At 71.2% G+C, this 12,633-nt stretch carries 14 protein-coding genes and 1 tRNA gene; 12 read left to right on the top strand and 3 right to left on the bottom strand.

Annotated features, from left to right (window positions below):
- The first annotated feature begins 12 nt into the window (after positions 1 to 12).
- From AMK31_RS26710 to AMK31_RS26760, 11 genes are all read left to right on the top strand, one after another.
- Positions 13 to 825 (top strand): DUF2637 domain-containing protein, encoded by an 813-nt coding sequence (locus AMK31_RS26710; RefSeq protein ID WP_385311740.1) that lies wholly within the window; start codon positions 13 to 15, stop codon positions 823 to 825.
- Complete coding sequence (locus AMK31_RS26715) at positions 825 to 1,163, top strand: RRQRL motif-containing zinc-binding protein (RefSeq protein ID WP_073943203.1); 339 nt, start codon at positions 825 to 827, stop codon at positions 1,161 to 1,163. Before AMK31_RS26710 ends, AMK31_RS26715 begins: the two co-directional genes overlap by 1 nt.
- Before the next feature lie 29 nt (positions 1,164 to 1,192).
- Positions 1,193 to 1,693: a hypothetical protein gene (locus tag AMK31_RS26720; RefSeq protein ID WP_073943204.1), complete on the top strand. Its 501-nt coding sequence runs from the start codon at positions 1,193 to 1,195 to the stop codon at positions 1,691 to 1,693.
- A 19-nt stretch (positions 1,694 to 1,712) separates the two neighbouring features.
- Entirely contained in the window at positions 1,713 to 2,234 is a 522-nt protein-coding gene (gene traA / locus AMK31_RS26725) for a plasmid transfer protein TraA (protein WP_073943205.1), read from the top strand.
- Positions 2,235 to 2,302: 68 nt separating this feature from the next.
- Positions 2,303 to 4,327, top strand: a complete 2,025-nt coding sequence (traB, locus tag AMK31_RS26730) for a plasmid transfer protein TraB (protein ID WP_073943367.1) — start codon at positions 2,303 to 2,305, stop codon at positions 4,325 to 4,327.
- 171 nt (positions 4,328 to 4,498) lie between these two features.
- Positions 4,499 to 4,810 carry a hypothetical protein gene (locus tag AMK31_RS26735; protein ID WP_073943206.1) on the top strand — a complete coding sequence of 104 codons (312 nt, stop codon included), beginning with the start codon at positions 4,499 to 4,501 and terminating at the stop codon, positions 4,808 to 4,810.
- Positions 4,811 to 4,898: 88 nt separating this feature from the next.
- Entirely contained in the window at positions 4,899 to 5,636 is a 738-nt protein-coding gene (locus tag AMK31_RS26740; protein ID WP_073943207.1) for a DNA methylase, read from the top strand.
- A complete protein-coding gene (locus AMK31_RS26745; protein ID WP_073943208.1) occupies positions 5,633 to 6,481 on the top strand; it encodes a bifunctional DNA primase/polymerase in 849 nt (282 codons plus the stop codon). Before AMK31_RS26740 ends, AMK31_RS26745 begins: the two co-directional genes overlap by 4 nt.
- 2 nt (positions 6,482 to 6,483) lie before the next feature.
- Positions 6,484 to 7,959 carry an ATP-binding protein gene (locus AMK31_RS26750; protein WP_073943209.1) on the top strand — a complete coding sequence of 492 codons (1,476 nt, stop codon included), beginning with the start codon at positions 6,484 to 6,486 and terminating at the stop codon, positions 7,957 to 7,959.
- Positions 7,960 to 8,456: 497 nt separating this feature from the next.
- Complete coding sequence (locus AMK31_RS26755) at positions 8,457 to 8,669, top strand: helix-turn-helix domain-containing protein (RefSeq protein WP_073943210.1); 213 nt, start codon at positions 8,457 to 8,459, stop codon at positions 8,667 to 8,669.
- A 71-nt stretch (positions 8,670 to 8,740) separates the two neighbouring features.
- Positions 8,741 to 9,922: a site-specific integrase gene (locus AMK31_RS26760; protein ID WP_073943211.1), complete on the top strand. Its 1,182-nt coding sequence runs from the start codon at positions 8,741 to 8,743 to the stop codon at positions 9,920 to 9,922.
- An 83-nt stretch (positions 9,923 to 10,005) separates the two neighbouring features.
- Here AMK31_RS26760 and AMK31_RS26765 read toward each other — a convergent pair.
- The 3 genes from AMK31_RS26765 to AMK31_RS26775 form a co-directional block, all read right to left on the bottom strand.
- A tRNA-Pro gene (locus AMK31_RS26765) sits at positions 10,006 to 10,079 on the bottom strand.
- Between the two features lie 33 nt (positions 10,080 to 10,112).
- Positions 10,113 to 10,901, bottom strand: a complete 789-nt coding sequence (locus AMK31_RS26770) for a Pr6Pr family membrane protein (RefSeq protein ID WP_073943212.1) — start codon at positions 10,899 to 10,901, stop codon at positions 10,113 to 10,115.
- Positions 10,902 to 11,044: 143 nt separating this feature from the next.
- A complete protein-coding gene (locus AMK31_RS26775; protein WP_073943213.1) occupies positions 11,045 to 11,977 on the bottom strand; it encodes a metallophosphoesterase in 933 nt (310 codons plus the stop codon).
- 99 nt (positions 11,978 to 12,076) lie between these two features.
- Here AMK31_RS26775 and AMK31_RS26780 point away from each other — a divergent pair, with 99 nt between their 5' ends.
- Positions 12,077 to 12,541 (top strand): GatB/YqeY domain-containing protein, encoded by a 465-nt coding sequence (locus AMK31_RS26780; RefSeq protein WP_073943214.1) that lies wholly within the window; start codon positions 12,077 to 12,079, stop codon positions 12,539 to 12,541.
- Positions 12,542 to 12,633: the final 92 nt, after the last annotated feature.

Genomic DNA, 12,633 nt, shown 5'->3' on the forward strand with positions numbered 1-12,633 from the left:
GCCGTGGTCGCCATGGCTTTCCGGGTCTCCTGGAACGCGCTGCGGGACGTTGCCCGCGTGGTGGGTGCTGATGCGACCGCGGCGACGCTGTATCCGTTCGTGGTCGACGGCCTGATGGCGCTGGCGCTGGTCGCCACGCTCGTGCTGACCGACGCCCGCGCCAAGCGGTTCGCGCTGCGGGTACTGGCCGCCTACACCCTGGCCTCGCTGGTCCTGAACTACGTGCACGGGCTGGTCCCCGAGCTGCACGGCCACACGGTGGACTGGGGCCAGCTGGCCGATTGGGACCCGGCGAACTGGGCTCTGGTCCTGCTGGCCACCTCCCTGCCGGTCGGGTCGATCTACTTCGGGTCCGACCTGGTCGCCAAGGTGCTGCACCATCGCCCCGGTCCCGCTCGGGAGCCGGTGGACGGGCAGCGTGCGGACACACCCGCACCCCTCCCGCACACCTCCCTCCCCGACGCTGTCGACGAGGTGCCGCAGGTGCCCGCGCCGCCGGTACCCGCTCTGGTCAACGGGCGTGCGGACGCCGTGCAGGCGACCGACCCGCACACCCCGCACCCGGTCCGCACGCCTGACGCCGAGAATGCCGTTGACGCGCTGCGGCAGGCGCAGTTCGAGGAAGCGGAGCTGGAGCGGATGCGGCAGGACGCACGCCGTGTGTACGCCGAGTCCGCACAGGCGGGCCGCCCGCTCAGCGCCCGTGCGCTGGGTGAGGCATTCGGCATGAGCGAGTCGTGGGGGCGTAAGCAGATCCTCGCCGTCCGCGACGAGGAGGAGCAGGCTCGGCCCCTTCTGCGGGCCGTCGACAGCGCCGCCGTGTGATGGTCGCCGTTCCGGTCTACCGGTGGCGGCTCGCCCCTGACGGCCTGGCCACCCGTCGGCAGCTCCGGGCCCTGGGCTTACGGCCCGGCGGGCAGGACGTGGCCGCGCAGATCGAGCGACCGCGGCGCCGACGCGGCCCGCTGGTCGCCTACCTGTACTCGATCGAGCAGGCCAAGCCCGTCCGGCCGATGACCCCGGCCAAGTGGGCGGCTCTCGCCAAGGCCAACGCCACCCGCCGGCTGTGCCCGGAGTGCCGGCGCGATGCCGGATACGTCATCCCGGCCTCGCTCGGCATGTGCGCCACCTGCGCCTTCCCCGACGAACAGCGCGCCGCCTGAACTCACTTCGACTTCCCTGGAGTTTCGCTGTGCCCAGTCGTACCCGTGCCCGCGGCGTGAAGACGGCCGCGGGTGTTCACACCGTCCATATCCCCCGCCAGCGTGGCCGCCGCGGTAGCGCCCCGTTCGTCGTCGTGGTCCCCGAACGCCCCTCGCTGACCCGCGAGGCGCTGACCGCGTTGGGCGGGCTGCTGTGGCGCTCTCGCCGCGCGCTGGCCCCGACCGGGCTGGCGGTGCTGGCGCTGGTCGTGGCCGCTCTGCTGCACGTCATCGCGTGGTGGTCCGGTCTGCTGCTCGCCCCGATGGCGGCCGGTCCGCTGCTGTGGCTGCTGCTCATGCAGCGCCGCCGCCCCGCCACCGGCACCGTGCTCGCCTGGCGTACCGGTCTGGCCGTGCTGGCGTCGTCCGCGCTCGCCTGGCTCGCCACCGCCGCCGGGTTCGGTCCCCTCGCCGGGGCGCTGGAGCTGTGGTGGCTGCTCACCCTGATCACCGCTCAGACCGCCTGGCTCATCGTCCGCCGCACCCACTGAACCGAGGGAGACACGACCGATGGCAACCCCGACGCGTAACGGCACCGCGGGTGCTGACAAGGGCAACAAGTTCGCCAACGCCGGTGCCGCCGCAGGCGGTTTCGTCGGCGCGCTGGGCGGCTCGTTCGTCCCGCCGGTCAACGTGACCGTGAACAACAACAAGGGCAGCGGTTCCCGCTCGCACGCCGACTCCCTGCTGCCGTCCCCGGAGTTCACCTCCCCGGCGCAGGTGCGCAACTACTGCAACACCCTGCGGGCCGCCGCCGTCACCCTGTCGATCGAGGTGGCGATGGGCGCCGAAATCCTCAAGGGCGTCCTCGCGGCCGTGCCGGACCCGCAGGGGCGGGCGTTCGGCTCCCGGGTGAGGGCGGCGAAGGTGGCACGAAAGATGCAGCGATCCGCGGACGCGCTGCGGGACGCCGCGAAGAACGCCGCCGCCTGCTACTCCGCGTTCCAGCAGGAGTACGAGGAGGAGATCAACCGGGTCCGCCACCGGGCCCGGCGCCCGCAGCAGCCGGTCATGAACTGGGCGCAGCAGTAGAGGAGGGCTGGCTGATGGCAAGGAACAACGGCCGCCGCGTGCGGCACACCGACTTCCTCGACAACGGGATGGTCGCGCAATACACCGGCACCGGTCTCCTGCCCGGCGAGGGCGGCGGGGGCAGCGTCCGCGGCTACCTGCTGCACCGGGCCAAGCCGCACCTGCCCCCGTGGCTCGCCGTCGGCGCGACCGGCGTGGCCGGTGCGCTGGGCAACTGGCGGTGGGGCGACAGCGCCGCGGCCGGCGTCGGGCTCACGCTCGCCTCGGTGGCGCTGACCAGCGTCACCTGGTGGGCGGGCAAGTCGACCAGCTCACAGCGGCGCCTGCACTCCGCCATCACCGTGGCCGCGGGTTCCATGTGGGTGACCGCCGCTTGCCTCGCCGGTCCGACCGCCGGGCCGCTGGACGACCTGTACCTGATGGGCGGCCCGGTCGTGGCCCTGTCGTGGAACGTGCGGATGGTGCTGCGGCACAACGCCGACCCGTCCGGCGAGGACTCGGACAAGGGCCTGCTGGCCAAGGTCGGGCTCGCGCGGGCCCAGATCGGGGAGGCGAAGGTGGAGCCGAACCGGGTCACCGCCCCGGTCGCCCTCGCCGCCGGGGAGCAGACCAACGACGACATGACCAAGGCACTGGGCAACCTCGCCTCCGCCCTGGACCTGCCGAAGAACGCCGTCCGCTACACCCCCGACCCCGGCTCCAACCGGCGCGGTGAGCTGGTGATCGTGCCGGAAGACATGCTGGCCGAGGTGGTGGAGTGGGACGGGCCGTCGAACCTCGGGGGTTCGATCGCCGAGCCGCTGGTCATCGGCCGCTACGACGACGGCTCCCTGCTGGTGATGTGGCTGCCCGGAGATCCGGAGATCGGCCGCAACTCCACCCACGGACTCATCGCGGGCGGTACCGGCTCCGGCAAGGGCGACACCGCGCTCAACCTCCTGACCGAGATCCTGTCCCGCCGGGACGTGATCGTGTGGTTCTCCGACCCCAAGGCTTTCCAGGACTTCGCGCCGCTGCGGCCGGGTCTGGACTGGGCTGCGGAGGGCGGCACGCAGACAGAGGTCATGGTCGCCGCCGTCCAGGAGGTCATCCCCGCCCGCACGCGCTGGCTCGGCGCCCACGGCTACCGCCAGTGGGTACCGGCTGCGGCCGAGCCGCAGAACGACCCGGAGCACACCTGCCGACCCGACGGCCGGCCGTGCGGCTGCCCCGGCATGCCGTTCCTGGTCACCTGGTTCGAGGAAGCCGCCAACACCCTCCGCGCGCTCGGGGACGACGCCTTCACCGGCATCGCGCAGGAAGCACGGTCCGCGGGCATCTCGCTGATCGTGTCGCTCCAGCGGCCCTCTTACGACCAGATGTCCACCTCCACCCGCGCTTCCCTGCCGTCCGTGATCGCGCTCGGCTGCGACCCGCGCGACGAAGGGTTCTCGCTGCCGGATGAGGTGCTGGCCGCGGGTGCCCACCCCGGCGCGTGGGGCAACCGCAGGCCCGGCTACTGCTACGTCGTCTCGCCCGGCATCCCCGAGGACCGCTACGCCTCCCCGGGCCGCACCCGCCGCTTCACGCACCGGGCCGTGCCGGTCATGGAGCTGCTGGCCACCTGGGCACAGCGCAACGGCGCCACCGCCGACCCGGTCACCGCCGGGGCCGCCGCGAGCGTCGCCGGCAACGCCTACACCGGCCGCACCGCGCCCGACGGACCGCAGCCGACGGCGCTCCGGGCCGTCACCGAGGAGGACGACATGAACCACGGCGGGCTGCTGGTCGACCCCGAGGACCAGCACATCGACCCGGAGGCGGACCTGCCCGGGACTGAGGAAGGCGACGACGCCCCCATCTTCGGCCAGGAGAGCGGCCGCAAGCCGTCCCCGGAGGAAGCGCGGGAGCTATTCGCCCGCGCGCTGGAGGAGTTCGAGGAGGAAGGCCGCATGGTCGTGGGCCCGAAGGACTTCACCGACTGGTGCGACCGCCACAACCTGTCCCGGTCCTGGGTGTCCAAGCGGCTCAAGGACGCCGCCCTCGACGGCCGGCTGGAGCCGACGAACACCACCGGCCGGTGGCGCATCGTCCCCGCCCTCACGGCCGCCTGACACCCGTCACATGCGAAGGGCCCGTCACACCCAAAACCCTAGGCAGACGCGGGTGTGACGCGCCCTCACAGCGGCCCGTCACACCCGCGTCACACCCGACCGTCACACCCACCCGCACGGGCCCGCGCCGCGCACCGGCGCGGGCCCGCAGCGCACCCGAGGGAGGCTCTGATGACCCACCGCGACCCGCCGGGGATCATCGCCCCGCACATCCCCGCCGACGCCTACCGCCGCGCCGAAACCACCGGCGCCCCCGTCGTCATCGTCGTCCACACCACCGACCGCACCGGCCAGCCCCTGCGGCACTACCTGCTCCCGGTCGCCGTCGCCGGTGCCGGGGCGATCGGCGTGTTCGGTCTCGTGGCCGCTTTCCTCGCGCTGCTCGACTTCGCCGTCCACACCGCCGTCGCCATCGCGGGCGCCGCCGGGCCGATCGGCGTCGGCGGCATCGGTCTGCGACTCGCCCGCGGCAAGAACACCTAGCTACGCCAAGGGCGGCCCCCCTCTCGCCAAAGAACGCGGGGCCGCCCTTGTCCACCTGCCATCAACAGACCTGTGGAGGTCTCCCAGCATGACGCAACCCACCGTCATCCGGCGAGTGCCGGACCCGTTCCGCCCTTTCCGCGTGCTGGACGCCTACTGCTGTGTCGGCGGTGCCACCAAGGGCATCCAGCGGGCCATCCCCGGCGTGCACGTCACCGGCGTTGACATCCAGGCCCAGCCGGACTACTGCGGCGACGCCTTCCACCAGGGCGACGCGATCGAGTTCATCCGCGCGCACGGCCACGAATTCGACTTCATCCACGCCTCCCCGCCCTGCCAGGGAGAAGGCGCCCCCACCAAGGGCACCAACGCGCGCCGCAACGCCGAGATCGGCCGCACCTACCCCCGGCTCATCGCACCGACCCGCGCCGCGCTGGAAGCCGCCGGACGGCCCTACGTGATCGAGAACGTGGCGGGCTCCGAGGTCCGCAAAGACCTGCGCCTGTGCGGCGAGATGTTCGGCCTCGGCGTGATCATGCACCGCTACTTCGAACTCGGCGGTTGGACCACCGTCCAGCCAGCGCACCCCCGACACCGGGGCTACGTGCGTGGCTGGCGCCACGGCGTCTACCGCAACGGCCCGTACGTCGCCGCGTACGGGGCCGGCGGCGGCAAGGCCACCGTGGAGGAGATCCGCACGGCCAAGGGCATCGACTGGTCGACCGATCACCTCCGCCTGCGGGAGGCGCTCCCGCCCGCCTACACCCAGTGGATCGCCCGCGCCTTCCTCGCCACCCTCGCGCCGACGCTGGGGGTGGCCGCGTGAGCACGCTGCCCGAACCGCTGCGGATCGCGCTGGAGCTGGCGGCCACGGGTGTGCCGGTGCTGCCCTTGCGTGCGGGGAAGGCGCCGTTCGGCAACTGCCCGCAGTGCGCGCACAACGCGTGCGGCGGCCGGCCGAACATGAAGACCGCCGGATCGTGCGACTGCCCCGGCGTCTGCCACGCATGGGCCGCCGCCACCACCGATCCGACCGTTCTCACCTCTCCGCTGTGGCTGACCGCGTGGCGGCGGGCCGTCTGCGTCGCCTACCACCCCGGCGCCGCCGGCCTGACCGTGGTCGACCTGGACGACACGGCGGCCGTCGACTGGGCCCGTACTACCTTGCCCGCCACACTGACCGTGGCGACGACGCGGGGTGAGCACTGGATCTACCGGGGCGCCATGTCGTCGCACAACGCTGTCCGGCCCGGCGTCGACATCAAGTCGACCATGGCCTACGCCCGCTACCTCGGGCCCGGCACCGGCACCATGACCGACCTGCCGGCCGCCGTGCGCGCGCTGGCCGTCAGGCAACCCGCACCCGTCCGCCCCGCGCCGCACGCCAGCCCCTTGCCCGCACCATCCGGCGGCGGAGAGTGCCCCCACCGTACGCCCGCCTTCCTGGAGCGCGGCATCGCGATGGCCGAGCAGCGCATCACCGACGCCCGCAGCCAGGTGCACGCCACCGTCTACCGCACCTTCCTCGCCGTGCTGTCCACGCACGGCCGGTGCGGCTGCCTCACCGAGACACACATCACGCGGCTGTTCACCGCCGCGCAGACCAAGGGCGAAACCCTGCGGCACTGCACCGACGCGTGGACCAACGCCCGCACCCGGTTGGGACTGTGACCATGGCCGACGACGAGAAGAACCCGGCCCGCGAGATCATCACCGACTACGCCCAAGCCCACTTCCGGTACTTCCGCACCGCCGACGGCACCGTATACGCGCAGCGCAACGGCCACCCCGTGGCCCGCCCAATCCGTTCCCAGGGCACCACCGGAAGCCACCGCCAGGAACTCATGGTCGGACTCTTCCGCGACGGACGCGGCGTGTTCAACGGCACCGCCCTCAAGGAGGCGCTGGACTTGATCGAAGCGCTCGCGCTGACCGAGGACGTGCAGCCCGTCCACATCCGCGTCGCCCCCGGATTCGACGGGGCGACCTGGTTGGACCTGGGGCGCGCCGACGGGCAGTCCGTCCGCATCCACCCCACCGGCTGGGACATCGCCGTGCCCGACCCCCGTGAGGTGTGCTGGCGGCGCACCCAGCTCACCGGCGAGCTGCCGTTGCCCGCCAAGGACACCGACGGCAAGGGCATCGATCTCCTGCTGCGGCTGTGCAACTTCGCCAACGCCGAGACCGAGTGCCTGGCCATCGCCTGGCTCATCGGATGCCTCGGGCCGTCCGTGCCCGTCCCCGCCCCCTTCCTCACCGGCCCCCAGGGCGCCGGCAAGTCCACCGGCGGGCGCATGCTCGTGCGGATCATCGAGGGCATGAGCGGCGACCTGCGCCGGGCCCCGAAGGACGAAGAGAACCTGATCGCGGCCGTGGCCGCCGGATGGGTCACGGCCCTGGACAACCTCTCCCACATGACCCCAGACCTCTCGGACGCCATGTGCTGCATCGTCACCGGCGCCGAGAACGTCAAACGCGCTCTCTTCACCGACGGAGACGTCTTCCGCGCCCGCTACCGCCGCCCCCTGCTCCTGACCGGTATCGACGTCGGAGTCATCCGCCCCGACCTCGCCGAACGGCTCCTGCCTCTGCGGCTGGAGCGGCCCAAGGTCCGGCGCACCGAAGCAGAACTGTGGGCGGAGTACGAGCAGGTTCTGCCGGTCGTTCTCGGGTCTCTCCTTGACCTCACCGTGCAGGTGCGCGCGGCTGAGGCGGAGATCCCGACCGACCTGCGCATGGCCGACTTCGCGCACCTGTGCGCGCAGCTCGACGCGGCGACCGGGCTCGGAGCGCTCGCCGCCTACCGGGCCAGCCTGGACGACCTCAACGACGACGTCATCGAAGGCGACCTCCTGGCGCAGACCGTGCTCAAGCACGCCGCCGGCATCGAGCCGGGGACCGAGCAGCGGATGACGTCCGCCGAGTGGCTGCACTGCCTCAGCGGCCTGTACAGCGGCGAGGACTTCCGCCCCCTGCCCAAGGGCTGGCCCACCACCGGCAAAGTCCTCTCCGACCGCCTCAAGCGGCTCCAGCCCACCCTCGCCGCCCGAGGTGTGCTCATCGACTGGGGCCGCACCCGAACGGCCCGCTACATCGAGATGACCCGCCCCCCGGCCCCGCCGCCGCACGAGCAGGAACCGGCGTTCTGACCGGCGCCACCACGCCCGCCCGCACCAGCAAGAAGAGCACCCGCGCGGCGCGTGCTCTTCTTGCCTGTTCGGCGGCGGAGCCGCCCTGCGATGGACGCGCCGCGAAGCGGCCCCCTCTTCACGCACTAAGCCGCGCACCACAACAGACACCCCCCTCTTTGTCCGAAGGGGAAAGACGCTGCGTCACCTGCGTCACCCGCGCACGGCAAACGGCTCATGACCTGCCGATACAGCGGTGACGCAGACGGACGGTGGCTGCGTCATCCCGCGTCACCCGCGTCACCCGGTGACGGAAGCCTGTGTCACCGGGTGACGTACCCCGACACCTCCGCGTCACACAAAACCGCAGGTCAGCGCCCATGGATGACACAGGTGACGCGGTGACGCAGAAATCTGCACCTCGGACAGAGCGGACCGCCGCCACGCCTCACTTCAGGCGTGGCGGACGCAGCGGACCTCCCAGAAGGCCTTGGACACCAGTCGAGGAGACACCCCGGATGAGCATCACCCTTGCTTCTCCCGCTGAGCGGGTCCTGTACCGACCGGAAGAAGCAGCGGCGGCCTTGGGCATCGGCCGCTCGCTGGTCTACGAAGAGATCCGCCTTGGACGTCTCCAGACGGTTCGGATCGGCCGTCGGCGACTCATCCCGCCCGAGTACATCGCGCAGTACGTCGAACTGCTCAAGCGCGAGGCGGAAGCCGCCGCCTGACCCGCCTCCGTTCGTCCACATCAACCGGGCCGCCCCCATCGGGCGCGGCCCGCTCTCTCGGAGAACACCACATGAGCGAAACCCCGAAGCGCGCCCGCAGGGCTGGCCACGGTGAAGACACGATCTATTGGGACGCTGCGAAGAATCGCTACGTGGGAGCCGTGTCCCTTGGATACGCCCCTAACGGCAAACGCCGCCGGCCGAAGGTCTACGGCAAGACCAAGACCGAGGTCCGCCAGAAGATCCGGGACCTGAAGAAGGAAGTGCAGTCGGGCGTGAAGACGCCGGCCAACTACACCGTGGCCGACGCGGTGAACGACTGGCTGGAGCGCGGCCTGAAGGGGCGCGACGAGAAGGGCACCATCGGCAAGAACCGCTCGATGGCGAACAAGCACCTGCTTCCGTTCATCGGCAAAGCCAAGCTGAAAGACCTCAGCGCGGACGACGTCGACGACTGGCTGGAAGGTAGGGCCGAATTCCTGGCGACGCGCAGCCTCCGCGACCTGCTTGCCATCCTGCGCCGCTCCATCGAGCACGCGCAGCGCAGGGACAAGGCAGCGCGGAACGTCGCCCTGCTCGTCACCGCTCCGGAAGGACGACCGGGGCGCCCGAGCAAGGCCTTGAACCTGAAGCAGGCGGAAGCTGTGCTCGCCGCGGCTCGCCCCTCGCGTCTGTACGCCTACCTCGTGCTCTCACTCCTCAGCGGCGTACGCACGGAGGAAGCGCGGCCCCTCACCTGGGATCACGTCTTCCTGGAGACGGACGACGGCACCCCGCCTCACGTCGCCGTATGGCGATCAGTGCGCAAGCATGGCGAGACCAAGACCAGGAAGAGCCGACGGACCATCGCTCTGCCGAAGCAGGTGGTCGACGTCCTCGAAGAACACAAGCGGTGGCAGAAGCAGGAGAGGGCGTCCCGAGGGATGGAGTGGAGCCCGGCCGGCCGCGTCTTCACGACGCGGTCCGGTGAGCCGCTTGACGCTGCCAATGTGCGGCGCGACTTCAAAGCCATCGTGAAGAAGGCGGGGCTGGCTCCTGAGTGGACGCCGCGCGAGTTGCGGCACAGCTTCGTCTCGCTGCTTTCGGACCATGGCATCCCGCTGGAGCGCATCGCGCAGCTTGTCGGGCACACCAGTCAGGCGACGACGGAGGCCGTCTACCGGAAGCAGCTCCGACCGGTCATCACCGAGGGCGCGGAAGCCATGGACGTGATCTTTGCCCAGCGTCGCGAAGTGACCGCCTGCGAGGCTTGATCAAAAGTCTTTGGCCCCCTGTTTGGCCCCCCGGGCATGACAGAGGCCACATACCAATTTTGGTATGTGGCCTCTGACCAGCGTCGGGGTGGCGGGATTTGAACCCACGACCTCTTCGTCCCGAACGAAGCGCGCTGCCAAGCTGCGCTACACCCCGGTGTCGCTGCTTGTCGCGGCGACGACGTTTACTTTAGCCCACCGGGGGCTGGAGACGAAATCCGGTTTTCGCGCGGTGGCGGATCGGGTTGGGGCGCGCGTGGTCGAGGGCCACGAGGAGGACGGCGAGGGCGTACATAAAGAGGCCCAGGAGGAGGGCGTTGCCCAGGACGCCCTTGTAGCCGTGGGCCTCGACGTCGAGGAAGGGGTAGAGGTAGCGGGCCTGGGTGCCGGGGATGAGGAGTTCTCCGCGGATGAAGGAGAAGGCCAGATAGGCCAGGGGGTAGAGCATCCAGCCGGGGGCCTGGCGCAGGTGCAGGCGGCCGGGGGCGGTCAGGAGGAGCCAGTCCAGTACGGCCGCGGCGGGGACCACGGTGTGCAGGAGATGGTTGGCCGCCGTGTGCCACAGGGTGGGGGAGGCGGTCGCCTGGTCCGTCATGGTGAAGGGGGTCGCCGTGTCCGCCAGCAGCAGGTGGTACACCAGGCCGGCGATCACCGCGTACACCAGCACCGCGCCTGTCAGGGTGCCCGGCAGCGGGTTGCGGGCGGTCCAGGCGCGGCGGGCCGAGAGCAGCAGGACCAGTGCGAGCAGGATGCTGCTCTGGATGGTGAAGTAGCCGAGGACCCTCAGCGGGCTGCCCAGCATGAGGTGGATCGTCACGCCGGCCAGGGCCGTGAGGGCGGTGAGCAGGCGGAACACGGCGGCCAGGGGGCGGCGTGCGGGCGCCACCACTGCCGCGGCCGGGACGGGAGCGGGCAGCAGGCCGGGTATGCCCGGGATCGCTGGGAGGTCCGGGATGTCCCTGGGTATCGGGGCGGTCATGCCCTCAAGGTAGGTAGATCAGGCGAAAGGGGCGATTTGGATGGGCCGAGCGGGTTATCCCCGGTCATCCATCTTCGTCCGCCCCTTGTCCTGGCTCCCGGCTCCTGGTTCCCGGCGCCCGGCTCCTGGTTCCTAGTTCCGGCTCAAGCCCGCTTGCGTTCCACCAGCGTCAGCAGCGTCGCCTCCGGCGGGCACGCGAAGCGGACCGGCGTGTAGCGGTTCGTTCCGCAGCCCGCCGAGACGTGCAGGTAGGACGTACGGCCGTCCACGGTGTGGGTCGACAGGCCCTTCACGCGGTCGGTGTCCAGGTCGCAGTTGGTGACCAGGGCGCCGTAGAAGGGGATGCAGAGCTGGCCGCCGTGGGTGTGGCCGGCGAGGATCAGGGGGTAGTCGTCGGCCGTGAAGGAGTCGAGGACGCGCAGGTAGGGGGCGTGCACGACGCCCATCGAGAAGTCCGCCGTGCCCGACGGGCCGCCGGCCACCTGCGTGTACCGGTCGCGCTTGATGTGCGGGTCGTCCAGGCCGGTCAGCTCGACCGACACCCCGTCGATCTTCAGCGTGCCGCGCGTGTTGGTCAGGTTCAGCCAGCCGGCGGCGTCGAAGCCGTCACGGAGGTCTTCCCAGGGGTTGTGGACCGCGCCCACTGCGGGCGGGTTGCCGTTCAGGCCGTGGCGGCCCTGGACCTTCTCGATCAGGTAGCGGGCGGGGTTGCGGAGCTTGGGGCCGTAGTAGTCGTTCGAGCCGAAGACGTAGGCGCCCGGGAAGTCCATCAGGGGGCCGAGCGCGTCCAGGACCTCCGGGACGCCCTCCGGGTCGGACAGGTTGTCGCCCGTGTTGATCACGAAGTCCGGGCGCAGGCCGGCCAGCGAGCGCAGCCAGCGCTGCTTCTTGCGCTGCCCGCCGACCATGTGGATGTCGGAGACCTGGAGCACCCGCAGCGGGCCCATGCCCGGGGGCAGGACCGGGACGGTCACCCGTCGCAGTCGGAAGGAGCGGGCTTCGAAGCCCGCCGAATAAAGCAGTCCGGCGGCGCCAACCGCCGCGATTCCCAGGGGAACTCCGTATCGCGCGCGCATACGCCCATCGTGTCAGACCCGGCGGTCCGCCCATGCGACGGGCGTCGGCCGCATAAATGAGCGGGCGTCGGGCGTCGTACACCTGCGACAATCAAGCCCATGACCACGCTCAAGTCGAAGCTGCAGGAAGACCTCAACGCCGCGATCAAGGAGCGCGACGAGCTCCGCTCCTCGACGCTCCGGCTGACGCTCGCCGCGATCACCAAGGAGGAGGTCGCGGGCAAGGAGAAGCGCGAGCTCTCCGACGACGAGGTGCAGAAGGTGATCACCCGCGAGGCGAAGAAGCGGCGGGAGGCGGCCGACGCGTTCGCGCAGGGTGGCCGCGCCGAGCAGGCCGAGCGGGAGAAGGCCGAGGGTGAGGTGCTGGCCGACTACCTGCCCAAGCAGCTCAGCGACGAGGAGCTGAACCAGATCGTCGCCCAGGCCGTCGAGGAGGCCAAGGCCGCCGGTGCGGAGGGGCCGCGGGCCATGGGCGCGGTCATGAAGATCGTGAACCCGAAGGTCGCGGGGCAGGCCGAGGGCGGGCGGGTCGCCGCCGCGGTGAAGAAGCTCCTCGCGGGCTGACCAGGCCGGTTCCCCGGCTTGGCCGGCTCTCCGGTTCCCCGGCTTGGCCGGGCCGGGCGGCAGGGCCTTCGCCCACGTACAACAGGGCATTC

It is taken from the genome of Streptomyces sp. TSRI0107 (assembly GCF_001905845.1).
GTDB lineage: Bacteria > Actinomycetota > Actinomycetes > Streptomycetales > Streptomycetaceae > Streptomyces.

Bases quoted from the DNA above. Each gene is read 5' to 3' on its own strand.
- traB (WP_073943367.1), top strand. From the start codon at position 2,303: ATGGTCGCGCAATACACCGGCACCGGTCTCCTGCCCGGCGAGGGCGGC.
- traA (WP_073943205.1), top strand. From the start codon at position 1,713: ATGGCAACCCCGACGCGTAACGGCACCGCGGGTGCTGACAAGGGCAAC.
- AMK31_RS26760 (WP_073943211.1), top strand. From the start codon at position 8,741: ATGAGCGAAACCCCGAAGCGCGCCCGCAGGGCTGGCCACGGTGAAGAC.
- AMK31_RS26750 (WP_073943209.1), top strand. From the start codon at position 6,484: ATGGCCGACGACGAGAAGAACCCGGCCCGCGAGATCATCACCGACTAC.
- AMK31_RS26715 (WP_073943203.1), top strand. From the start codon at position 825: ATGGTCGCCGTTCCGGTCTACCGGTGGCGGCTCGCCCCTGACGGCCTG.
- AMK31_RS26770 (WP_073943212.1), bottom strand. From the start codon at position 10,901: ATGACCGCCCCGATACCCAGGGACATCCCGGACCTCCCAGCGATCCCG.
- AMK31_RS26780 (WP_073943214.1), top strand. From the start codon at position 12,077: ATGACCACGCTCAAGTCGAAGCTGCAGGAAGACCTCAACGCCGCGATC.
- AMK31_RS26755 (WP_073943210.1), top strand. From the start codon at position 8,457: ATGAGCATCACCCTTGCTTCTCCCGCTGAGCGGGTCCTGTACCGACCG.
- AMK31_RS26735 (WP_073943206.1), top strand. From the start codon at position 4,499: ATGACCCACCGCGACCCGCCGGGGATCATCGCCCCGCACATCCCCGCC.
- AMK31_RS26740 (WP_073943207.1), top strand. From the start codon at position 4,899: ATGACGCAACCCACCGTCATCCGGCGAGTGCCGGACCCGTTCCGCCCT.
- AMK31_RS26775 (WP_073943213.1), bottom strand. From the start codon at position 11,977: ATGCGCGCGCGATACGGAGTTCCCCTGGGAATCGCGGCGGTTGGCGCC.
- AMK31_RS26710 (WP_385311740.1), top strand. From the start codon at position 13: ATGGCTTTCCGGGTCTCCTGGAACGCGCTGCGGGACGTTGCCCGCGTG.